Raw genomic sequence first — 24,013 nt, forward strand, 5'->3', positions numbered from 1 at the left:
TCAGGGCAAGGCGAAGTGGACCACGTTCGACCGTGTGCGACGCAAGATCACATAAGGCGGTCACACGCGTTCCTTACTCATGCGGATCTCACGTTCTCGGATCCACAGGCCAGTGACAGGGTTCCCTGGTAAGGACGCGCAGGCTCCCCCGGTGCCGCGGCTAGGAGGCAAGGGCGGACTCGACCGCAGCCGCCACCGCGGCCCGCTCTCCGCCCGTTGACGAGTAAGAAACCGGTGCAAGGCGCTTCCCGGTCGCGCTGCCGTCCACGGTGAGGAACTCGACCTTCGGGAACTGTTCGGCGACCTTCTCGGCCGCCTGCGTCGGCGCGGCTCCGACGGCAAGGATCACCTGGCATCCGCTCACCGCCAGCGAGGCCAGGAACGGTCCCGCGCTGCCCGGCGTGTCCGGTCCCGTGGCCGACAGGTACCGGACCTGCGCCGCCGACTCGGTCGACGCCTCGCGCATCCCGGCCCAGGCCGCGGCGGCGTGCTGATCCGCGAGGCCGGTCGGACCGGTGAGCATGCAGGCCTGCTTCCGGGAGTAGGTACGGGCCCGGGTGGCCGCCTTCGGGGCCGCGGACGAGGACGGCCACCGGACCACGAGCGCCGTCGCCCCCAGCGCCAGTACGACGGCCGCGGCCGTTGCCCACCGGTAACGGCGCCCCTGGTCGATCATGTCGCGACTCCATCGGGTTCCAGCCCCGACGGGTCCGTCCGCACCGGGGGATCCGCAGCATACGGGGACCGATTCGGGCGATGGGCCCCGCCGGAGGGGGTGGAACGCGCGTTTTCCGGCGCTGACGCCAGTCCGCGTGGGCATATCGGTGACAACCGGGCAAGCGGAAGAAACTGCGGCCGATTCGCCAAGGTGACACCGCAGCCCACAACTTGGTACGCAGGCGGAACACTCGTGCCCCTGATAGCGCCGGTGCGCTAGTGTGCGCACGCACATCTCATATGCAGAGGCAACTCAGGGGGCCGCCCACCGTGAAACTCTCAGCGCTCTCCACGGCCATAGCCGTCGTGGCCGGCTCCGTGTCAGCCGGCGTGATCGGGGCCGCCGGCTCCGCGGGGGCCGCCGAGCCCGCAGCAGTGCCGCTCTCGCTCAGCCACTACTCGCACCTGCTGGTCGACGCCGCACACCAGCACCTGTACTTCAGTCAGGGCTCCGGCACCAGCACCATCCTGGTCACCGACCTGTCCGGCCACGACGTCGGCACGATCGACGACGAGCAGGGCGCCACCGCCCTCGCGCTCTCCGCCGACGGCAGCACCCTGTACGCGGCGCTGTCCGACGGCGACGCCGTGGCCGCCATCGACACCACCAGCCTGACCGAGAAGGCGCGGTACGCCACCGGTGCCTCCAGCGCGCCGGCGTCGCTGGCCGTCTCCGGCGGCAAGGTCTGGTACAGCTACACCACCGCGGCCGACGCCGGAGGCATCGGCGTGATCGACGCGCAGGACGACAGCCCCGCCGCGACCGCGCAGCCGACCATGTCCACCTGGGCGAGCGCCCCGGTACTCGCCTCCGCCTCCGCCTCCGACGAGTTGGTCGCCGAGGACTTCTCCGCCCAGCACATGGCCACCTTCGGGCAGACCTCGGGCACCCCCGTGCTGCAGGCCGACGGCACCGTCGCCACGGGCAACACCACCGGATCGCTGCAGGTGAGCCCCGACGGCACCGAGGTGCTGGCCGCCTCGCCCGGTCAGGCCCTCGTCAAGGGCTTCACCACCGCCGGCCTCGCCGCGACACGGAGCTACGGCGCCACCCAGACTCCGTCCGTCGCGCTCGCAGTCGCCGCGGACGGCACCATCGCCACGGGCACCGCTGCCGCCGACGGCACCGACCTCATCACCGACGCCGCCACCGGAAACCAGCTCAACTCCGTCGACCTGCACAACGACGGCACCACCGACCGCCTCGCCCCCGACGGGCTGGCCTGGATGCCCGACAACATCGGCGCCTACGCGGTCACCAGCACCTCCGGCGGCGGCTACGGTCTGCACCTGGTGCCGGACGCCAGGGTCACCACCGTCTACGTCATTCTGGGCTGGAACCAGGACGAGGACCAGGCTCTGCCCGGCCAGGACTTCACCGTGCAGGGCTCCGCCTGGAGCACCGTGCCGCTACCGACCGGCACCGCCCTGCAGGTGAGCCGCGACGGCGCGGCCCTCCCCGACGTGCACCTGGCCGCGGACGGCACCTTCTCCTTCAAGGACAACCAGTCGGTCGCGGGCACCTACGACTACACCGTCAGCTACCCGGGTGACACGACCCACCGCAGCGGCAATTCCACGGTCCACGTCACGGTCCAGCCGTACACCAGCCGCATCGTGGTCGGCACGCTCTCGGCCACCCCGAGCCTGGTGAAACTGAACGGCAGTCTCATGGCCTTCAACCTGGCCGGGCACCTGATGACCGCGCCGCCGATCGGCACGGCCGTGGCCGTCAGCCGTACCGACCTGACCAGCGGCCAGACGGTGCAACTGCCGTCGGTCGACGTGACCTCCTCCACCGGCACGTTCCAGGTCCTGGACGCTCCGCAGGCCGCGCACAGCTTTGTGTACCACCTGTCCTACCCGGGCGCCACGACCTACACCGCGGCCGGCACCGACGTCACCGTCAAGGTCGCGCCGCTCGCCCCGACAGTGAGTCTCAGCGCCCCGTCCTCGCAGGTCCGCAACGGCCAGCTCACGGTCAAGGGCGGGCTGAACCAGGGCCCGTACCCCACGGGTGAGACGGTGAAGATCACCCGCATCGACCCGGCGCACCCGTCCGGCGTCAGCCTGGGCACGGTCGCCGTCGCCGGCGACGGGACGTTCAGCTTCACCGACGCGCCGCACTACGGCGGGACCAACACCTACACCGTCACCTACGCGGGTGACCCGATCCGCTCCTCCGCGGTGGGCTCCGCGAACGTCAAGGTCAGCTACAGCACGCCCTACCTGAGCGTGCACACCAATGCCTCGACCTTCACCTACGGCACCACGGCCACGGTGACCGCCCAACTCGGCTCCACGTACGCCAACCGCGCCGTCACCATCTACGCGCAGCGCTACGGCGGCTCCAGGACGGCGATCGCCACCGGCACCGTCAACAGCAGCGGGAAGCTCACCGCCAGCTACCGCGTGATCAAGGGGACCACCTTCACGGCCGCCTTCACCGGCGACTTCGAGTTCGCCCCCGCCACCGTGAGCACGGGTGTGCACGTGTACGCGAGCCTCGCGGAGCACCAGTCCGGCTACTACACCACCACGTCCTCCGGCGGCACGAAGTACGCGGTCTACCACCACACCGCCAAGCCGGCGGTCAGCACCACGGTGTACCCGGGCAAGCCCGCGGAGTGCGTCAAGTTCCAGCTGCAGGAGTACCTGTCCGGCGCCTGGCGCACGATCAACCAGTCCGGCTGCTACGCCCTGAACAGCAGCAGCACCGCCTCGCGCAGCTACACGCTGCCGAGCGGCGCCACCGGACACCTGTTCCGGTGGAACGCCGCGTACTTCCACAGCAGCACCGACCAGGCCAACCTCAACACCACCGGCGCCTGGCAGTACTTCACCGTCAAGTACTGACGACCTGACGGGCCCGCGGGGTGGCCGTCGCCGACCGTCGACGATGCGGTCCACGGCGTCGCCGCCCCGCGGGAAGTCCCGTTTCCAACCACACCGATTCTTCATACGAGCAGCTGAACGCGCTATAGGCTGTGGCGGCTGTGCCCAGACGCAGCCACTGTGGATTCGATATGGAGCATTCGTGACCGATCCCTTCAGCCCGCGCACCGACGTGCCGCAGGCACCGCTCCTTCGTGCGCAGCAGGCCGGCTACTGGGAGGCCGGGGCCGAGACGTATCCCCAGGGGCTGGAACACCCCGGTTTCCAGTGGAACCCGCAGGAGCCGACGGATCCGCAGGAGGTCGGGCCCCGGCCCGATCCCGGTCCGGACCGCCCCGCACCGGTCCCGGCCGCCTGGTCCGCCGAGGCCGCTCGCCGTCGCGCCTGGCTCGGACGGGCCGCGCTGCTGGTCATCCTGCTGGCCCAGGCACTGTTGTCGGTACGGCTGCACAACACCGCGTTCCAGGACGAGGCGCTCTACATCTACGCCGGTCACATGGAGATCGCCCACATCTTCCACGGCGCCCCGCTCGTCTACAGCTATGCCAGCTACTTCTCGGGATCACCGGCGCTCTACCCCGTCCTGGCCGGGGCCGTCGACTCCGTCCTCGGTGTGGACGGCGTGCGGGCGGTGAGCCTGCTCTTCATGCTCGGCGCCACCGCACTGATCTACTCGACGAGCCGACGGCTGTTCAACGAACGTGTCGCCCTGTTCGGCACCGGCCTGTTCGCCTCCGCCCAGTCCACGATCGTGCTGGGATGGTTCGCGACCTACGACGCTCCGGCGCTGTTCCTGATCACCCTCGCCGCCTGGCTGGTGGTCCGCTTCGCGCGCGCCCATGCGGCCCTGGTGCTGCTCGCCGTTCCCGTGCTGGTCCTCGCCTTCTGCACCAAGTACGCCTCCGGGATCTTCATCCCGCCCGTCATCGGGCTCGCGGTCCTCACCGCGTGGCCGTACCGGCAGGCCGCCGCCCTGTGGCGTGCGGTGCTCCTCTGCGTCGGGACCGGCGTGCTCGGCGTCGCGGTCCTGTACCACAGTCAGGTCATGACGGGTATTCAGGCCACGACCACCTCACGACAGCACGGAACCAACAGCACCTCGTCACTGATCAATATGTCCGCCGACTGGACCTGGGTGATGCTGGCAGCGGCCTGTTGGGGGAGCATCTCGTACATCCGGCGCGGGCGACTGAGCGAGATCTCCGACGTCGCCGCGCGAACCGGCGAGACCGAGCCGGGGCGGTACTGGCGCGCACTGCTCTGCCTGCTGCTGTTCGGATCCGCGCTCCTGGCCCCGGCCTACCAGATCCACCTGTCCACGTCGATCTCGCTGTACAAGCACGTCGGCTTCGGCCTCGTCTTCGTCGCACCGCTGGCCGGTCTCGGTCTGAGCCGCATCGTCGGACCGCACTTCCTGCGGATCGCGCTCGGGGTCGCGGTGCTGGCGGTCGCGCTGTTCAACGGCGTGGAGCAGTCCGGCCGGCGCTATGCGACCTGGCCCGACTCGTCCCAGCTGATCAGTGTGCTGCGCCCGCACGTCACCAGCGGCGGCAAGTACCTCGCCGACGTCGCCGATGTGCCGATCTTCTACTTCAGGGACGTCACCGCGGCCAGCCGGTGGGACAACACCTACGTCCTCAAGTACACCGACAGCAAGGGCGTCCGCCTCAGCGGGCCTGCGGCCTACACGGCGGCTGTCGACGACGGCAAGTACGACATGGTGGTGCTGGACTCCTCCCCCTCGGCGAACGACACCGCCATCGACAACGCGCTGGCCGCCAGCGGCAAGTACCACCTCGCCGCGACGGTGCCGTACACCAACACCAACGGCAGGGGTGCCTACACCGTGTGGATCAAGGGCTGACACCTCGGCGATCGCGGGCCGGAGGAGGGGCTTCCTCCTCCGGCGCACCGCTCTCCACCGGTGTCGGTCAGTCAGCCCGGAGCCGACGTACCCCCACCGCTCATCCGGTCAACCACGCCGCAGTGGGGGCGGGAACACCCTTCGCACTGCCGGTCGACGCTCCGGCGACGACCTCCGCGATCTCGGGGGCGGTCAGCGTGCGGTCCCACAGCGCGACGTCGGAGATGTCTCCGTGCCACGGGTCCGCCCACGCCGAATTGAACCTGACCCGGCCGATCTGGAGTCCACCGCCCGTCGACGGCTGGATCCCGCTCAGGACAGTGGTTCCCTGCAGCGTCCCGTTCACATACAGCTGTATCTGGTGGTGCTCGGCGTCGTAGGACCCGGTCAGCACCGTCCACTTTCCGGCGGCGGCCGGCACCTGGGACAGCACCGACTTCGATATGTCACCCGTGAGCTGGACCTTGAAGATCCAGCGTTCGACACCGTTCACCAGGCCCCTGGCCAGCGAGAACGAGCTGTAGGTCCCGGATCCCTGGCTGACGATCGTGCGGTGGCCCGACGACACGTCGACGAGCGCCCTCGCGGAGACCGTGAAGCTCTTGCTGGCGTCCACCACCGGAGCGGTCGTCGCGGCGAAGGAGTCCTGCCCGCTGGGCAGGGTCAGTGCCTTCCCCGGGTTGCCCGCCACCGGCGCGACCGCGGCATCCCGGCCGAGGCCGAGCGGGGTCGTCCCGACGGCCGCGGCCAGCGACCCGACGGTGACCGGCTCCGGGCTCGACGGCTGCGAGCTCTGCGTGGGTCCGGCAACGGGGTTCTTCGACTTGCCGTGACTGATCAGTACCGCACCGGTCCCGGCGCCCAGGGCCAGTACGAGCACCACCGCGCCACCGATGAGCAGTCTCCTGCGCCGCTTCAGCCGCTTGTCGTTCTGCGTCGCCAGCGCCGACCAGTCCGGTTCCGCGACACCGGAGGCCGCCCCGGGCGGCGGCCATGCGGGAGCTCCGAAACCCTGCTGGACGGGCGGCGGCACCGGGCGCCCGGGCTGGGCGGGCCAGCCGGGTTGGGTCGGCTGGGCGGGCCAGCCCGGCTGGGCCGACTGCTGCGGCTGGACCGGCTGCTGCGGTTGGGCCGGCCGCTGCGGCTGGAACGCGGCCGGGGCGGGACCGAAGCCCTGAGGGGCTGTCACGGTCGGCTGCTGCGCGAATGGCGGCTGCTGCTTGGACTCCGGCGGGGCGGCAGCGGAGGGCTGCCGCCCCTGCGGGGGAACGTCCGACGGAGTCGGACGAACAGGCCGTCCTGCGGCGTCCCCCGAATCGTCTGGCGCTACTGGTCGATCGCTCATGTGTCGGAATAGTAAGCCATGCTCCGGGGCTCTTACCGTCGCCGTTTCAAACCGTTGTACGGGCGCGCGCACCCCGGCCGGCCACCGCTCCGACCACGAACCTCGGATCAGGGCTTGGCCAGGGTGTCGACATAGTTCGTCCCACCCTTGTAGAAGCCGTCGACCTGCTGCTGCACCTGGTCCAGGGAGAGGGCGTCCTTGGAGTTGTAGTAGAACCAGTTGACCTTCATGTCCCAGCTCCGCTGCCCGGTGAAGGGAAGGTCGACGAACCAGGTGTTGAAGTTCACGGACATGCCCTCGCGCGGGTAGTACTTCCCCGAGGTGCTGAACAGCTTCTTGCCGTCGATGGAGTAGGTGGCCACCCCGTCCGCCGCGGTGATCACCATGGTGTGCCAGCCCGCGATGCTGAACATGTTCTTCTGGGTGATCCGGTCCCTGTTGTCCGCGCTGTACCAGCTCGTGGTGTCGAGCCGCGGTCCCGGCGCACCCCAGCCCCCGTTCGGCTGGTACTCGTTGTCGAGCTCGCTGTACTTCGAGTTGTCCGGCGAGATCATGTAGAAGGACTCGTTGATGTGGTCGCCGTTGGCCCCGGTCGTGGGCTTGTCGTTGAAGTAGATCCGGGCCGCGTAGGTCCCGGTGAAGAAGTCGCTGGACGAGCTCTGCACCTCGGCCTGGGTGGTGCCGGCCTTGGTCCCGTCGGTTGCCGCGCTGAGGTCCAGGACCTCTCCGCCCTGGGCCTCCTGGTCCGACGGGAAGCTCACGCCCTTCGACGACCAGGTGTCCAGGATTCCGGGCCGTCCGGCACCGGTCCGGACCAGCCAGCCGTGCTGGTACAGGGCGGGGTCGGCCGCACCGCTGTAGTGGAAGTCGTCGAAGAGGACGCCTGTGGGAGCGGCGGCGGCGACCGTTCCCGCGGCAGCGGTCGCCGCCGAGTCGTCGGCGCCGGGGGCGGTGCCCCAGGTGAGCGCGCCCGCCAGGTAGGCGGTCATCTGCTTCCACGGCTTGAAGGGCGACTTCGCGCCGCTGGGGGCGCTGAACGAGTAGTCGTTCGCCTGGTTCAGCTTGGTACCGCCCGGACGGTAGAGCTGCACCTCGATGTCCCCGGTGTTCTTGGCCACGGCGAGGGTCCCTGCCGCCGCGGTGAAGCCGACCTGCAGGTAGTGGTCGGCCGTCGCCGTGGGCTTGTCCAACGCGACGACGCTCTCGGTGATGTTGGAGCAACCGATCGCGGCCTGGACGCAGTTGAAGGAGTAGGAGCCGCCGTCCGCGGAGAAGTAGTAGCGCATCGTCACCTGGCTCAGCTGTATCGGCTGTGCTGAGGTGTTGACGAGTTGCAGCCACGGCTGGGCGGCCGTTGCCGCGGCCGCGGTACCGGACTTGTAACGCAGGCTCAGCTGCCCCGGAACCGACTTCACCGCGGTGGCGCCGGTGCTGCCGGAACTGCCGCCACCGCTGGTGCCGCCCTTCAGGACCGGCCGCAGTGCGGTGGCTCCGGCAATCAGCACGCCCACGATGAAGAGCACCCTGAATACCGTCTTGACACGTTTCCGGTCGTCAGAACGGCCACGGGATGAGCCCACTGGAACTCCTAGCAGGGGGACAGCGGCGAGCCCGAGGGTACACCTGGCGATTGATGGGTGGGGACGGCAGCGGAACCCGCCGGGGCCGGCCTGCCGCGGCGCTCGTGGACGCGGCAGACGCCCCGGTCGTCGTTCACCGAGAGGCGTCCGACCAGGAGTAGGGGCCGTCCGCGGTGGCGGCCTGGCGCTGGGCCGGAAGCTGCCGGAGGCTAATCGTCTCATCCCATGCCGGAGCCCCGTCATTCGGGTCGGCGAACCCGTCGTCGGTTCCGGCGGGGGCCACGGGCACGGCCTGGCCCCCGGCTTCGAGCTCCTCGCCGACCTCGATGGTGCCGCGGGTGCCCCAGTTGGTGCTGCGCAGGGTGGCCAGCGACCAGAGCCGCAGCGGGAGCAGCAGCAGCAGGTTCATGAGGGCGTACAGCGGCGCGCAGAAGAAGGTGAACAGACGCTCGGTCATCTTGATCTGGATGGCGCCACGCAGGTAGTGGATCGAGCGGACCCAGGACATGACGCACATGTAGACCACGTAGGACGCGAGCACCGCCCAGCCGGTCGGATGCAGGACGCTGACCACCAGGGCGGTGATCAGGCCGGCGGTGAAGGCCACCCAGGTGACCAGCTCGACCAGGTTCAGCCACCAGTACATCCGTGTCACCCGGAACTCCCAGAACAGCAGGAACCCCTCCCGGATGAACGACTTGCCCCAGCGGATCTGCTGGCGCATGTAGTGGCCCAGGCGCTCGGGGACGTCCGTGTAGCCGACGGCCGAGGGCCGGATCAGCGACTGTCCCTCGATGAGGCAGTAGTACGTGAGGCGCCGGTCGTCGCCGAAGGTGGCGGGCCGCCCCAGGAAGCGCTGGTCGAGGAAGTCGTCCAGGTGCTTGCGGACCACCCAGCCGCGGTACATCGCCAGCGATCCGCAGGCGCACAGCACCGAACCCAGGCGGGAGTAGGCGACGCGCTCACCCAGGAAGGCGTTGACGTAGCGCATGTCGATGAGCCTGGTCAGCAGGTTCGTCGCCCGGTTGTGGGCGAGGACCAGGCCGGTGACGCACTGGACCCGGCGCTTGCCGAAGGGCTGGGCGAGTTCGGCGACGGAGTTCCGGTCGATGACCGTGTCGGAGTCGATGCACAGGTACATGTCCGCGCCCGGCTCCTGCTCGAACCCGGCGGCGAGGCCGTGGCGCTTCCCCCGGTTCTCAGGGAAGCGGATGAAGCCCAGGCCGATGCCCAGCCGCTCGAACTGCGGCCGCATCTCCTCGACCAGGGCGGCGGCCGACTCGTCGGTCGAGCAGTCGTCGACGACGGTCAGCGACTGGATCCGCAGGGTCTGCGCCAGCACCGAGTCCAGACACCGCCGCAGCATCGCGGGCGACTCGTTGTAGACGGTGATGACCCCGTGAATATAGTGCGAGTGCGCCGACTGCAGCCAGGTCGGATCCACGGTCTGACGTCGGCGTATGGAGAGCAGCAGCTTTATCAGAAGCAGCGATCCGACGGTCACGCCGTACCAGTGCAGGTGACCTCCGAGACGCATGAGTGTGTGCATGACGGAAGAGGCCCCTGAAAGGTCGCAGTGGATCACTGTTCGATACGGGAACAAGAGTTTGGCAAGAGGAGGATAACCCATGAGTGCCGTCCCTTCACAAGATCATCACCTGGCACCCGGACAACTCACCCTGGTGGGACATGCGCGCCGACCGCTCCGGCCATGAGGTCCGGACCGCCGTCGACCTGGCCTGAAACCACCACAACCAAGACGGATTGCACCCGAATTTTTAGGCAATGTCGGGTTTAGCCGACACTCCGGCGTGGGGAACGCGCGGCACAACGGCTAAGCTCTCCGAACTCACACCATGGACACCTCTCGAGGAAGCGCCCACTTCAATGCGTCTTACCGTCATAGGAACCGGCTACCTCGGTGCGACCCATGCCGCCTGTATGGCGGAGCTGGGGCACGAGGTCCTGGGAGTCGACGTCGAACCGGACAAGATCGCAGCGCTCCGGGCGGGCCGCGTTCCCTTCTACGAACCCGGCCTCGAGGAGCTGCTCGCCAAGCACGTGGCGAGCGGACGGCTCCGCTTCACCACCTCGTACCAGGAGGCCGCCGAGTTCGGCGAGGTGCACTTCTCCTGCGTGGGCACCCCGCAGCGGCAGGACGGTCCCGGGGCCGACCTCCGCTACGTGGACGCGGTGATCGACTCCCTCGCGCCGTACCTGACCCGGCCGGCCCTGCTGGTCGGCAAGTCCACCGTCCCGGTCGGCACCGCGGCCCGGCTCGCCGAGCGGCTGGCCGCGCTCGCCCCGGTCGGCGCCGAGGCCCGGCTGGCCTGGAACCCCGAGTTCCTGCGCGAGGGCTTCGCCGTCGAGGACACCCTGCGCCCGGACCGGCTGGTCTTCGGCATCGGGGAGGCGGCACCGGAGTCGGAGGCCGACCTGCGCGCGGTGTACGCCCCGCTGCTGGAGGCCGGGACCCCGCTGGTGGTCACCGACTTCCCGACCGCCGAGCTGGTGAAGACCTCGGCCAACGCCTTCCTGGCCACCAAGATCTCCTTCATCAACGCGATGGCCGAGGTCTGCGAGGCGTCCGGAGCCGACGTGGCCCTGCTGTCCAAGGCGCTGAGCTTCGACACCCGGATCGGCGGCCGCTTCCTCAACGCCGGCGTCGGTTTCGGCGGCGGCTGCCTGCCCAAGGACATCCGCGCCTTCCTGGCCCGCGCCGACGAGTTGGGCGCCGGCCAGGCGCTGGGCTTCCTGCGCGAGGTCGACAGCATCAACCTGCGCCGCCGGGACCGGGTGGTGGATCTGGCCCGCGAGCTCTGCGAGGGAACGCTGAGCGGCCGTCGGATCGCGGTCTGGGGCGCGGCCTTCAAGCCCGACTCCGACGACATCCGCGACTCGCCGGCCCTGGACATCGCCGACCGGCTGCAGCGCCTCGGCGCCGAGGTGTGCGTCTACGACCCCAAGGCCATGGACAACGCCCGCAAGCGCTTCCCGGCACTGGACTTCGCCACCGGCGCGCTCGCCGCGGCCCAGGACGCCGACCTGGTCCTGCACCTGACGGAGTGGAAGGAGTTCCGGGCACTGGACCCGGCCGCGGTCCGCGAGGCGGTCGCCCACGCCCGGATCATCGACGGACGCAACGCCCTGGACGACGGGGCCTGGCGCGCCGCCGGCTGGACCTACCGGGCGCTCGGCCGCCCCTGAGCAGTCGTCGGTCGGCGGCGCCGGTCTCCACGGCCGGCGGCGCCGGTCACAGCCCCTTCACGGCCTCCCCCACCGCCCGGTGGAAAGTGGGGTAGGCCCAGATCGTCGCCGCCAGTTCGGCCAGCGGCAGCCGGGCCTGCACCGCGAGGGTGAGCAGGCCGAGGACCTCGCCGCCGGTCGGGCCGGCCGCGGTGGCGCCGACCAGGACGCCGCCGGCGGCCACCAGCTTGATGAAGCCGTCGTTGCCCGAGCCGTGCACGAAGCCGCGGGCGCTCGCGGCGAGGTCGGTCACCGAGGTCCGCACCGCCAGTCCCTGGGCCCGGGCCTGAGCCTCCGTCAGGCCGACCGCGCCGATCTCCGGATCGGTGAAGGTCACCCGGGGCACCGCGTGGTACTCCGCCGGGCGGCCGCCCCGGCCCAGGATGGCCCGCACCGCCACGTCCGCCTGGTACATCGACATGTGCGTGAACGCGCCCTTGCCGGTGACGTCGCCGATCGCCCACACCCCCGGGGCGCCCAGCACCCGCATCCGGTCGTCCACCGGCAGCGCCCTGGCGTCGGCCGGTACGCCCAGCACCGAGGCGCCCAGCCGCTCCAGGTCCACCCGCCGCCCCGCGGACACCAGCAGCCGCTCCGCGCTCAGCCGCTCGCCGCGCCGGCAGACCGCGTTGAACCGCTGCCCGTCGTAGCCGACGGAGACCAGTTCGGCGCCGGTGTGGAAGGCCAGGCCCTCGGTGGCGAGCACCCGCATCAGCAGCTCCGCCGCCTCCGGCTCCTCCCGCGCCAGCAGCCGCTGCTGCGCCTCCAGCACCGTGACGTCGCAGCCGAAGCGCTGCACCGCCTGCCCGAGCTCCAGACCGATCGCCCCGCCGCCCAGCACCAGCAGCGACGACGGCAGCTCCTCGGCCTCGATCAGCTCGTGGTTGGTCCAGTACGGCGTCCCGGCCAGCCCCGGCACCGGCGGCGCGGACGGCCGGGTGCCGACGGCCAGCACCAGCGCCCGGCGCGGGCGCAGCACGGTCTCCGAGTCGTCCGCGCCGACGACGCTGACCTCGCCCGGCCCGGTCAGCCGGGCGGTGCCGCGCAGGAAGGTACCGCCGCGGCTGGTGAAGCGGTCCACCGCGACCTTGTCGTCCCAGTCGTCGGTGGCCTGCTGGACGTGCCGGTGCACCGGCCGCCAGTCGCTCTGCACCCGGCTGATCCCGGCCGAACCCGGCACCCGGTGGGCCTCCCTGACCAGGTTGCCGGCCCGCACCATGATCTTCGAGGGTATGCAGCCCCAGTACGGGCACTCCCCGCCGACCAGCCGTTCGTCGACCCCCACGACGTCCCAGCCCGCGTCGGCGAGCCTGCCGGCCACATCCTCCCCTCCGGGACCCATTCCGATGACGACTGCGTCGGGCGTGGAGACTGCGGCGGCGACCATGACCGGCTCCCTGAGTTGGGGGGATGTGGCCTGCGTCGTTCCAAAGTACTAGCAGTCGGAGACAGTGTCTCGCGGTCCGGGACGGCGCCGGTCGCCGGCCTCAGCCGTCGGCGGAGAAGCCCACGGTGATGTCCTGGAAGCGCAGCAGCCCGGTGTGCCAGTCGGCGACGGGATAGTCGACGAGGATGTCGTACTCGGTCCCGTTCTCGTCGAAGAGCTGCTCGATGGCGTGGTGCGGGACGCCGTCGGCGTTGGTGAAGGTGTACTCCCAGACGGCACCCGGGTACTGCTTCTGGAAGGTGTTCCGGTCCATGCTGACCCGTTGGTAGGTCTTGTCGTTGGTGAGGAGGTCCTTCTCCATCGCCTGGGCGTGCTGGAGCGGGGTGACCCCCTGGTTCGGGGTGACCCCGAAGATCACCTGGTGCATCCCGTTGTCGGGGCTGTACTTGATCGCGAGACGACCGTCCCGTTGGTAGGCGGTCCAGGGCACGCCCCCGCTCTCCGGCGGCAGCGGGAAGGTGAATCCGGCCGGGTCCTGCTGCCAGCTGTAGCCGTCCGCCAGCGACGGGCTGGGTACGGCCGAGCTGGGCGCGCCGGTGGAGGGCGCCGACCCGGTGGGCGAGGGCGGCGGCGAGACCTGACCGCCGGCGGACCCGCTGGTGTGGTTGTGGCGGGTGAGCTCGTAGGCGGCGCCGCCGCCGATCAGCGCCGCGACCAGGCCCGCGGCCAGCAGGGTCGGCCAGACCCGGCGCCCGCGGCGGCCGTGGCCCGCCGCCTGGTGCTGCGTGCCGCCGTGATGCGGCCCGCCGTGCTGCGTGCCGCCGTACGGCGGCCCGTCCTGCAGCGGTGCGGTGTGCTGCGTCCCGGTGTGCTGCGGCGCGGGCTGCCGGCCCTGGGCGGCGGTGGGCCGGTACTCGGCCTCCACGAAGGTCGGCCGGATCGGCTCGGACTTGGCCGTGGGGGCGTGGGTGTGCTCGGAGAGGCCGCTGCGGTCCGCCAGCGGGACCCCCGCGGTGGGGCTGTACAGCGGGCTGGGGCCCTGCGGGGCGGACAGCGCGGTGGTGTGGCCGGCCGCCACGTTCTCCAGCATCCGGATCGCCTCAGGAGCGGACGGCCGCTCGGCCGGGTCCTTGCTCATCAGGGCGTGCAGCACCGGCGCCAGCGCCCCGGCGTTGCGCGGCTCCGGCAGCGGGTCGGTGACCACCGCAGCCAACGTTGTCAGCGGCGAGTCGCGGCGGAACGGGGACTGGCCCTCCACGGCCGCGTAGAGGGTCGCCCCCAGGCCCCACAGGTCCGACTCGGGGCCGGGACGAGAGCCGTGCACCCGCTCGGGCGCCAGGTAGTCGGGCGAGCCGATCAGGTCGCCGGTACGGGTGAGCGCGGAGTCGCCCTCGAAGGTGGCGATGCCGAAGTCGGTGAGCACCACCCGCCCGGTGCTCCGCTCCAGCAGCACGTTGGCGGGCTTCACATCGCGGTGGATCACCCCGGCCTGGTGCCCCCGGTACAGCGCGGCCAGCACCTGGGCGCCGATCCCGGCGGCCTCGCGGGGGCTGAGCGTGCCCTCCTGCTCCACCAGCTCGGCCAGCGAACGGCCGTCGATCAGCTCCATCACGATCCACGGCTTGCCGTCCTGCTCGACGACGTCGTGGATGGTGATCACGCCGGGGTGCTTGATCCGCGCGGCGGCGCGGGCCTCCTGCTTCATCCGGGACTGGACGATCAGCAGGTCCTCCTCGGCCAGGTGCCCGACCGAGAGCTCCTTGACCGCGACCTCGCGGTCCAGCATCCGGTCCTCGGCCCGCCAGACGGTCCCCATCCCGCCCCGGCCCAGCCGTGCCCCCAGCAGATAGCGACCGGCCAGGGTCCTGGGCACCTGGGCGTCCGCCTGCGTGGCAGGACGGCGCGACGACTGTCCGTCACGCCCCTCACCCCGCTCGGACCCGAGTACCGAGTCCTCTTCCCTACCCACCGTGCCCCCTCGCCAGTGTCCTGCCGTTTGCGTCCAAGCCTGCGGCGACTGGCCTGTCCGAGAAGAATCAGCCGGTGGCACTGCACGACAACCCCAGGGTTTGCTGCACAGCCTAGGCAACACCCGGGTCTGCTGGATAGCCGGGGTGACTCATGTGACCGGCCTGTAATGGTCCGGAACCGGTCAGCGGGCCACCAGAACGGTCACCATCAGGGCAATGAGGACGAAGAGCATGATGCCACTGATCAGCATCACGCCCAGTAACGCAGGGTGCCGATGCGGTGCGGCGTGTCGATGGTGCGACTCGTGCGGGAAGTCCGGATGCTCCAGCACCTCGCCGCGCCCGCGGCGGGCCGGCAGCAGCGCGGCCACCGTGAGCAGCTCGTCCTGGTCGATCGGCTCCGGGGCGCGGACCAGCAGCCGTCGTATCTGCTCGGCCGCCTCGGGCAGTCCCAGCCGCTCGGCGGGGTCGGGCCGCAGCAGCGCCTGCACCAGCGGGCCCAGCGGGCCGCACTCCGGCAGCGGGGCGGGCGGCCGGCCCGGCTGCCGGGCCGATCCCCTGGCGGCGATCGCCGGGTGGGGATCGCCGCCGACCGATCGGATCCGGCCGGAGCGCGCGGCGGCGAACAGCTCCTCGGTGTCCTGCTCCGGGAACGGGGACGCACCGGTCACCGAGCGGTAGAGCAGCACCCCCAGCGCCCAGGCGTCCGCCTCGGGGCCGACCCCAGTTCCGGTACCGGCGGCACCGCCGGCGGCCACCGCCTCGGCGTCCATCGGCTGCGGACCGGCCTGCTCCGGCGACCAGCGCTCGGCGACCGCCCCGACGATCACCGCCCTGGCGTCCCTGGCCCGGACCCTGGCCAGCGACCAGGGGATGTCCGGCACACCGGCGGCCGGCAGTTCCGCCCCGGGGCCGCCGCAGAGCGCCTCCTGCGCCGCTCCCACCACCAGTCCGCCGGCCAGCGCGGTGCCGTCGGCGCACACCGTCACCGTGTCCGGGGTGAGGTTCCCGTGCACCAGGCCGACGGCGTGCACCGCCCGCAGCGCCGAGAGCAGGTCGTGCCCCATCTCGGCGGCCCGGTAGGGCGACAGCGGGCCGCGGTCGAGCAGGGTCCGCAGCGGGACCCCCGGCAGCGATTCCCCCGCCACCCACAGGTAGCCGTTCTCGTCGAAGACCTGGAAGACCTGGGTCAGCCGGGGGTGGTCGGGGACGATCCCGGCGACATAGGTCGCCTGGGTCAGCGCCCGGCCGACGGTGCTGTCGGCCTGCGCGGCGAGCGCCACCTGGTCGTAGGGCAGCACCAGTTCGGGCAGCGGTACGGCGTCGAGCCGCACCTCGGCGCCGCTGCGCTGGTCCAGCGCCGCGGCACCGCTCTCCTGGCCGCGCCCCTCCAGCAGGTAGCGCCCGGCGAGCACCCGGCCGCCGGCCGCCGCCCGGGGAGCCGGAACGGCGCCGCGGGCGCCCCGCCCCGTCCTGGCGGCCCTGCCCGCCTTGGCCGTCCGATCCGCCTTGGCCGTCCGGTCCGCCTTGGCCGTCCGGTCCGTCCTGCTCATGCCGCCACCTCCCTCGTCAGCCCGTCCGCCCGTCCGCACGCGAGTGCTCGACCTCAGCGTACGTCCCGACGAGCCGTCAGCCCGCAGGCTGGAAGCTGGAGAAGAAACGGTTCAGGAGCTGCTGGTTCCTGGCGTCCTTCCAGGTGGCGTCCGGGGCGGTCCAGTAGATGGCGTAGCCGTGGTGCGCGTCGGTGACGAAGCCGCGGTTGAGCGAGTGCAGCGTCGTCCCCGCGTGGGAGTAGGTCCATTCCCAGTCGGCGGCGTCCCAACCGTCGCGGTAGCCGACGGTCCGCAGGGCGACCCTCCGGTAGTCGGGGAAGCCGCCGGAGATCGCCGCCTCCTCGGTGCGCCAGGCGCCGACCGCGCTGCTGCCGGGGGTGCTGGTCGCGTCCAACTGCAGTGTCCCCGCCGGTCCGTGGTACTTCCAGCTGGTGCCGCTGCTGCTCACCAGGGTCCAGCCGACCGGGATCTCCACCGTGGAGCCGCCCGGGCCCTGCACCCGGTGGAACGCCCCGGCCGCTGCGGTCCCCGAGGCGGCGGAGGAGGCAGCCGAGCCGGCCGCAGCCGAGCCCGAGCCTGTGCCCGTACCGGCTCCCGTCGAGGCGGCCCCGGACACCGAGGCCGAGGCCGAGACGGACGCCACCGTGCTCCCCTGCACCGAGGCGCCCCGGGAGGCGTTCCGGTGGTTGCCGTTCCGGGCGGCGGCCACGGCCGCGACCACCCCGATCGCCACCACCAGCAGCAGCACCAGCAGGACCAGCAGCGGCCGCACCCGGCGCCGCCCCGCCGTCGACACGGTCGGCGTCCCGTAGGGCGTCGCCGGCCCGTACGGGACGGAGTGCCGCACCCCGGACGGCGGCAGCGGCGGGACCGGCTGGATCCGGGTCTGCTCGGGCTGCGCCCCGGTGACCGGCGCCGGCACCGGCTCGTCCGGCTGGTCCAGCACCGCCTGCAGCATCCGCCGGGCCTCGGCCTCGTTCAGCCGGTCGTCCGGGTCCTTGCGGAGCAGTCCCTCGATCACCGGGACCAGCGCGCCGCCGCCCTTCGGCGGCGCCAGCTCCTCCGTCATCACCGCCGTCAGCGTCGACAGCGCCGAGCCCTTGTCGTACGGCGGGTGCCCCTCGACCATCGCGTACAGCGTCGCCCCGAGCGACCACAGGTCCGACGGGGCGCCGGGTATCCGGCCGCGGGCCCGCTCCGGCGATATGTAGGAGGGGGCGCCGACCAGCATCCCGGTGGAGGTCACCGAGGGGTCGCCCTCGACCCGGGCGATGCCGAAGTCGGTCAGCACCACCCTGCCGTCGTGCCCGATCAGCACATTGGACGGCTTGACGTCCCGGTGCAGGATCCCCGAGCGGTGCGCCTCGGTCAGCACCCCCAGCAGGTCCAGGCCGATCTCGGCGGCCCGGCGCGGCGTCAGCACCCCGTCCTCGCGGATCACCTGGCTCAGCGCGCGCGACTCGACCAGCTCCATCACGATCCACGGCCGGTCGTCCTCCTCGACCACGTCGTAGACGGTGACGGCGGCGGTGTGCCGGATCCGGGCGATCGCCTTGGCCTCGGTGAGGGCGCGGGCGATCAGCCGATGCCGCTCGTCCTCGTCCACCCCGGTGAGCCGCAGCTGCTTCACCGCGACGTCGCGGCCCAGCATCTCGTCCTTGGCACGCCAGACCGTACCCATACCGCCCTGCCCGAGCACGGACGCCAGCCGGTAGCGGCCGGCGAGCAGCCGACCGGCCGCCGCGCCGCCGCCTTCCGCGGGCGTTGCCGCCTTCGCCCCGGACTTCTCGGCACCGGACTTCTCAGCACCGGCCTGCCGGGCTTCGGCCTGCTGGGCACTGGCACGCTCGTTGGTCATCCGGATGAGGTCCCCTCCACCTTCGGTACGTACGTACCAATCCTCCCCTACCCCAGCGGCACGATGTCCTGCGCCCCCAGCCGGGCCGCGTCCGCGGTCAGGTCGTCGGGCTGCTGCTGCGACTCGCGCTCCGCCTCCACCCGCTTCCGGTAGTGCTCCACCTCGCGGTCCACCTGCCCCTTGTCCCAACCGAGTTCACCGGCCATCAGCTCGGCCGTCTCCACCATCGCGGCGGTGCCGCGGTCGAAGGTCTCGATGGAGATCCGGGTCCGCCTGGCCAGCACGTCGTCCAGGTGCCTGGCGCCCTCGTAGCGGGCCGCGTAGACCACCTCGGCGCGCAGGTAGTCGTCCGAGCCCGACAGTGCGTCAGCCAGCGTGGGGTCCTCGGCGATCAGCGCCAGCACCTCCTCGGCCAGCGAGCCGTAGCGGTTCAGCAGGTGCTCGATCCTGGCGATGTGCAGTCCGCTGCGCCGGGCCAGCTCGGCCCGGCCGTTCCACAGCGCCTGGTAGCCCTCGGCGCCCAGCAGCGGCACCCGCTCGGTGCAGGACGGCGCGACCCGCTGATCCAGCCCGTGCACCACCTCGTCCACGGCGTCCTCGGCCATCACCCGGTAGGTGGTGTACTTGCCGCCGGCCACCACCACCAGCCCCGGCACCGCGTGCTGCACCACGTGCTCGCGGCTGAGCTTGGAGGTGGCGTCCGACTCCCCGGCCAGCAGCGGGCGCAGCCCGGCGTAGACGCCCTCGACGTCCTCCCTGGTCAGCGGCACCGCCAGCACCGAGTTCACATGGTCGAGCAGGTACTCGATGTCGGCGCTGCTGGCCGCCGGGTGGTCCTTGCCGAGGTTCCACTCGGTGTCGGTGGTGCCCACGATCCAGTGCCGGCCCCAGGGGATGACGAAGAGCACGCTCTTCTCGGTGCGCAGGATCAGCCCGGTCGAGGAGTGGATCCGGTCCCGCGGCACCACCAGGTGGATCCCCTTGGAGGCGCGGACGTGGAACTGCCCGCGCTCGCCCACCAGCGCCTGGGTCTCGTCGGTCCACACCCCGGTCGCGTTGACCACCTGCCGGGCGCGCACCTCGAACTCGCCGCCCTGCTCCAGGTCGTGCACCCGGGCGCCGACCACCCGCTCGCCCTCGCGCAGGAAGCCGACCACCCGGGCCCGGTTGGCGGCCAGCGCCCCGTAGGAGGCCGCGGTGCGCACCAGGGTGGTGACGAAGCGGGCGTCGTCCATCTGCGCGTCGTAGTACTGCACCGCGCCGACCAGGGCGTCCTTGCGCAGACAGGGTGCCTGCCGCAGGGCCTGGCGGCGGGTCAGGTGACGGTGCACCGGCAGCCCCCGGCCGTGGCCGCCGGCCACCGACATCGCGTCGTACAGGGCCACCCCGGAGCCGACGTAGGGCCGCTCCCAGCCGCGGTGCTGCAGCGGGTAGAGGAACGGCACCGGTTTGACCAGATGCGGCGCCAGCGTCTCCAGCAGCAGCCCGCGCTCCTTCAGCGCCTCCTTGACCAGCGCGAAGTCCAGCATCTCCAGATAGCGCAACCCCCCGTGGATCAGCTTGCTGGAACGGCTGGACGTCCCCGACGCCCAGTCCCTCGCCTCGACCAGACCGGTCGCGAGGCCGCGGGTCACGGCGTCCAGCGCCGTCCCCGCACCGACCACCCCGCCGCCGACCACCAGCACGTCGAGTTCCTGCTCGGCCATCCGGGCCAGTGCGCCCGCCCGCTCGGCCGGTCCCAGTTTCGCGCTACGCAAGGCTGCCTCCGTGTGCTCCGACAGGACCTACTCACGGCAAGTCTGCCGCTTTGCTCCAGAATCGCAGGGAAAAGCACACGTCCCCGGCACGGGAACGCGCCGGGGACGTGGATGGAAGGACAACGGTCAGTGGTGCGCGGTGGGCGCCACGGTGACCTCGACCCGCTGGAACTCCTTGAGCTCCGAGTAGCCGGTGGTGGCCATCGCCCGGCGCAGCGCGCCGAACAGGTTCATGGTGCCGTCCGGGGTGTGCGAGGGGCCGTGCAGGATCTCGGCGGTGCTGCCGACGGTGCCCAGGTCCACCCGCTTTCCGCGCGGCAGCTCCTCGTGCACCGCCTCCATGCCCCAGTGGAAGCCCTTGCCGGGCGCGTCGTTGGCCCGGGCCAGCGCCGCGCCGATCATCACCGCGTCGGCGCCGCAGGCCACGGCCTTGGCCAGGTCCCCGCTGTAGCCGACCCCGCCGTCCGCGATGACGTGGACGTAGCGGCCGCCGGACTCGTCCATGTAGTCCCGCCGGGCCGCCGCGACGTCGGCGACCGCGGTCGCCATCGGCACCTGGATGCCCAGCACGGTCCTGGTGGTGTGCGCGGCACCGCCGCCGAAGCCCACCAGCACGCCGGCCGCGCCGGTGCGCATCAGGTGCAGCGCCGCGGTGTAGGTGGCGCAGCCGCCGACGATCACCGGGACGTCCAGCTCGTAGATGAACTGCTTGAGGTTGAGCGGCTCGGCCGCGCCGGAGACGTGCTCGGCGGAGACCGTGGTGCCGCGGATCACGAAGATGTCCACCCCGGCGTCGACCACGGCCTTGGAGAACTCGGCGGTCCGCTGCGGCGACAGCGCGGCGGCGGTGACCACGCCGGAGTCACGGATCTCCTTGAGCCGGCGGCCGATGAGCTCGGCCTTGATCGGCTCCCGGTAGATCTCCTGGAGCCGCCGGGTGGCCACGGCCTCGTCCTTGACCTCGGTGATCTCGTCCAGCAGCGGCTGCGGGTCCTCGTAGCGGGTCCACAGCCCCTCCAGGTTGAGCACCCCCAGGCCGCCCATCTGCCCGAAGACGATGGCCTGCTCCGGCGAGACCACGCTGTCCATCGGCGCGGCCAGGAACGGGAGCTCGAAGCGGTAGGCGTCGATCTGCCAGGCGATCGAGACCTCCTTCGGGTCCCGGGTCCGCCGGCTCGGTACGACGGCGATGTCGTCGAAGGCGTACGCCCGCCGGCCCCGCTTGCCCCGCCCGATCTCGATCTCGGTCACGTCCAGCCCTTCGCTCAACCTGCTACTGCCATCGCCCAGTATCCCGTACAACCACGGAAGGGCCGCCGAGGCGGCCCTTCCGGTGGAACGCGCGGCTACTTGCCGTGGTAGTTCGGTGCCTCGACGGTCATCTGGATGTCGTGCGGGTGGCTCTCCTTGAGCCCCGCCGAGGTGATCCGGACGAAGCGGCCCTTGGACTCCATCTCGGCGACGGTGCCCGCGCCGACGTAGCCCATGGTCTGCCGCAGGCCGCCGACCAGCTGGTACAGCACCGCGGACAGCGGGCCGCGGTAGGGCACCTGGCCCTCGATGCCCTCGGCGATCAGCTTCTCGTCGGAGCTGACGTCGCCCTGGAAGTAGCGGTCCTTGGAGAAGGACTTGGCCTGGCCGCGGGACTGCATGGCGCCCAGCGAGCCCATGCCGCGGTAGGACTTGAACTGCTTGCCGTTGATGAACAGCAGCTCGCCCGGCGACTCCTCGCAGCCCGCGAGCAGGCTGCCCAGCATCACCGTGTCGGCGCCGGCCGCCAGGGCCTTGCCGATGTCGCCGGAGTACTGCAGGCCGCCGTCGCCGATGACCGGCACGCCGGCCTCGCGACAGGCCAGCGCCGCCTCGTAGATCGCGGTGACCTGGGGGACGCCGATGCCGGCGACCACCCGGGTGGTGCAGATCGAGCCGGGGCCCACGCCGACCTTGACCCCGTCCACGCCGGCGTCGATCAGCGCCTGGGCGCCGTCCCGGGTGGCGACGTTGCCGCCGACCACGTCGACGTCCACCGCGGACTTGATCTTGGCCATCCACCTCAGCGCGTTGCTGTTGTGGCCGTGCGAGGTGTCCACCACCAGGAAGTCCACGCCCACCTCGGCCAGCGCCTGGGCCCGCTCCAGCGACTCGGCGCTGGCACCGACCGCGGCACCGACCAGCAGCCGGCCCTCGGCGTCCTTGGCGGCCAGCGGGTACTTCTCGGCCTTGACGAAGTCCTTGACCGTGATCAGGCCCTTGAGCCTGCCCTCCGCGTCCACCAGCGGCAGCTTCTCGATCTTGTGGCGGCGCAGCCGGGCGATGGCGTCCTCACCGCTTATCCCGACCTCTCCGGTGATCAGCGGCATCGGGGTCATGACCTCGCGCACCTGGCGGCTGCGGTCCGACTCGAAGGCCATGTCACGGTTGGTGACGATGCCCAGCAGCCGCCCGGACGGGTCGGTCACCGGTACGCCGCTGATCCGGAACTTGGCGCAGAGCGCGTCCGCCTCGGCCAGCGTGGCCTCGGGGCTGACCGTGATCGGGTCGGTGACCATGCCGGACTCGGACCGCTTCACCAGGTCGACCTGGTTCACCTGGTCCTCGATGGAGAGATTGCGGTGCAGCACACCGACGCCGCCCTGACGGGCCATGGCGATCGCCATCCGCGACTCGGTCACCTTGTCCATCGCGGCGGACAGCAGAGGAATGTTCACCCGGACGTTCCGCGACACCCGTGACGAGGTGTCCACCATGTTCGGCAGCACCTCGGAGGCTCCGGGGAGCAGCAGGACGTCGTCGTAGGTGAGCCCGAGCATCGCGAACTTCTCGGGGACACCTGCGGCATTCAAAGACATTGGGGCACCTTCCCGTACCGACCCGATCAACCACTCGACGTCGGCGCCACCGGGGGCCTTCCAGCAAGGCAGCTTAGGCACCGATACTTGAGTCTACCGGTACACAGAAAGACCTCTTGCGCCACAACCCCCTCATGTGCTTAGCGCCACACTCTCCCGGCGCCCCGCCATGCAGCACCCAGGGGCGCGAGGAACTGCGCGGCCAACCATGCACAAGCCGCACCGCTACGCGGACAGCCCTTCGGGCCCACCCAGCGCCAAAGCCCGCAACCGACTAAGAGCCCGATGCTGAGCCACCCGCACAGCCCCCGCGGACATCCCCAGCACCTCCCCGGTCTCCTCAGCCGTCAGCCCCGCCGCCACCCGCAGCAGCACCAGCTCCCGCTGCCTGGCCGGCAGACAGGCCAAAAGCTCCCGCGCCCACGCCGCGTCACTGCTCAGCAGCGCCCGCTCCTCCGGCCCCAGCGCGTCGTCGGGGGTCTCCGGCAGCTCCTCCGCGAGGAACACCGACTGCCCGGGCCCCTTCATCGCGGCCCGCTGCAGATCGGCCACCTTGTGCGCGGCGATCCCGTACACGAAGGCCTCGAAGGGACGCCCCTGGTCGCGGTAGCGCGGCAACGCGCACAGCACGGCGAGGCAGACCTCCTGGGCCACGTCGTCCACATGGTGCCGAGCGCCCCCGGGCAGCCGGACCAGCCGGGCCCGGCAGTAGCGCAGCACCAGCGGGTGGACCCGGGCCAGCAGCTCGTCGGTGGCCTCGGCGTCGCCGCCGACCGCACGGACCACGAGCGCACCGATGGGAACAGCAGCCCCACCGGTGGTCTGGACGCCGCCTGCGGCAGCCGTCACTTCGTCGTCACGCACCGGTCCATGGTGCCTGGTCGCAGAGGAAAACGCGGCACCGCACCCCGACTTGTGCATCGGAACGTTATGCGCCACCACTGACCCCTCCCGCCCACCGGCCGCCGGACTCCGCATTCGGTCCATGTACT

Annotated in this window: 15 protein-coding genes; 3 read left to right on the top strand and 12 right to left on the bottom strand. The window is 71.4% G+C overall.

Going from position 1 to position 24,013, the window contains the following annotated elements; translation table 11 throughout:
* Positions 1–160 precede the first annotated feature (160 nt).
* Complete coding sequence (locus IF29_RS0107670) at positions 161–676, bottom strand: BMP family ABC transporter substrate-binding protein (protein WP_051725025.1); 516 nt, start codon at positions 674–676, stop codon at positions 161–163.
* A gap of 311 nt (positions 677–987) precedes the next feature.
* Between IF29_RS0107670 and IF29_RS0107675 the strand changes: the two genes are divergently transcribed.
* Positions 988–3,573 carry a hypothetical protein gene (locus IF29_RS0107675; protein ID WP_157623648.1) on the top strand — a complete coding sequence of 862 codons (2,586 nt, stop codon included), beginning with the start codon at positions 988–990 and terminating at the stop codon, positions 3,571–3,573.
* Positions 3,574–3,754: 181 nt separating this feature from the next.
* Complete coding sequence (locus IF29_RS0107680) at positions 3,755–5,476, top strand: glycosyltransferase family 39 protein (RefSeq protein ID WP_051725027.1); 1,722 nt, start codon at positions 3,755–3,757, stop codon at positions 5,474–5,476.
* Positions 5,477–5,576: 100 nt separating this feature from the next.
* Here IF29_RS0107680 and IF29_RS0107685 read toward each other — a convergent pair whose 3' ends face one another.
* The 3 genes from IF29_RS0107685 to IF29_RS43295 form a co-directional block, all read right to left on the bottom strand.
* Entirely contained in the window at positions 5,577–6,665 is a 1,089-nt protein-coding gene (locus IF29_RS0107685) for a LamG domain-containing protein (RefSeq protein WP_030251417.1), read from the bottom strand.
* Positions 6,666–6,928: 263 nt separating this feature from the next.
* Positions 6,929–8,344, bottom strand: coding sequence for a cellulose binding domain-containing protein (locus IF29_RS0107690; RefSeq protein WP_232242062.1), 1,416 nt, complete (start codon positions 8,342–8,344; stop codon positions 6,929–6,931).
* 190 nt (positions 8,345–8,534) lie between these two features.
* Positions 8,535–9,938 (bottom strand): glycosyltransferase family 2 protein, encoded by a 1,404-nt coding sequence (locus IF29_RS43295; protein WP_051725028.1) that lies wholly within the window; start codon positions 9,936–9,938, stop codon positions 8,535–8,537.
* A gap of 350 nt (positions 9,939–10,288) precedes the next feature.
* On the opposite strand from IF29_RS43295, the gene IF29_RS0107705 reads away from it, so the two are divergent.
* Positions 10,289–11,608: a UDP-glucose dehydrogenase family protein gene (locus IF29_RS0107705; protein ID WP_030251424.1), complete on the top strand. Its 1,320-nt coding sequence runs from the start codon at positions 10,289–10,291 to the stop codon at positions 11,606–11,608.
* 46 nt (positions 11,609–11,654) lie between these two features.
* On the opposite strand, the gene IF29_RS0107710 is transcribed toward IF29_RS0107705, so the two are convergent.
* From IF29_RS0107710 to shbA, 8 genes are all read right to left on the bottom strand, one after another.
* On the bottom strand, positions 11,655–13,034 hold the full coding sequence (locus IF29_RS0107710; RefSeq protein WP_030251428.1) for a dihydrolipoyl dehydrogenase family protein: 1,380 nt from the start codon (positions 13,032–13,034) through the stop codon (positions 11,655–11,657).
* 100 nt (positions 13,035–13,134) lie between these two features.
* Complete coding sequence (locus IF29_RS0107715) at positions 13,135–14,907, bottom strand: serine/threonine-protein kinase (RefSeq protein ID WP_030251431.1); 1,773 nt, start codon at positions 14,905–14,907, stop codon at positions 13,135–13,137.
* Positions 14,908–15,186: 279 nt separating this feature from the next.
* Complete coding sequence (locus IF29_RS0107720; protein ID WP_051725029.1) at positions 15,187–16,557, bottom strand: hypothetical protein; 1,371 nt, start codon at positions 16,555–16,557, stop codon at positions 15,187–15,189.
* A 76-nt stretch (positions 16,558–16,633) separates the two neighbouring features.
* Positions 16,634–18,415, bottom strand: a complete 1,782-nt coding sequence (locus IF29_RS0107725) for a serine/threonine-protein kinase (protein WP_051725030.1) — start codon at positions 18,413–18,415, stop codon at positions 16,634–16,636.
* A 47-nt stretch (positions 18,416–18,462) separates the two neighbouring features.
* Positions 18,463–20,172 (bottom strand): glycerol-3-phosphate dehydrogenase/oxidase, encoded by a 1,710-nt coding sequence (locus IF29_RS0107730; protein WP_030251438.1) that lies wholly within the window; start codon positions 20,170–20,172, stop codon positions 18,463–18,465.
* Between the two features lie 126 nt (positions 20,173–20,298).
* Positions 20,299–21,423, bottom strand: a complete 1,125-nt coding sequence (locus IF29_RS0107735; protein WP_030251441.1) for a GuaB3 family IMP dehydrogenase-related protein — start codon at positions 21,421–21,423, stop codon at positions 20,299–20,301.
* A 95-nt stretch (positions 21,424–21,518) separates the two neighbouring features.
* Entirely contained in the window at positions 21,519–23,021 is a 1,503-nt protein-coding gene (guaB, locus tag IF29_RS0107740; protein ID WP_030251444.1) for an IMP dehydrogenase, read from the bottom strand.
* A gap of 225 nt (positions 23,022–23,246) precedes the next feature.
* Positions 23,247–23,885 carry an RNA polymerase sigma factor ShbA gene (gene shbA / locus IF29_RS0107745; RefSeq protein WP_030251448.1) on the bottom strand — a complete coding sequence of 213 codons (639 nt, stop codon included), beginning with the start codon at positions 23,883–23,885 and terminating at the stop codon, positions 23,247–23,249.
* Between the last annotated feature and the right edge of the window lie 128 nt (positions 23,886–24,013).

The organism is Streptacidiphilus jeojiense (assembly GCF_000719095.1).
Lineage (GTDB): Bacteria > Actinomycetota > Actinomycetes > Streptomycetales > Streptomycetaceae > Streptacidiphilus > Streptacidiphilus jeojiensis.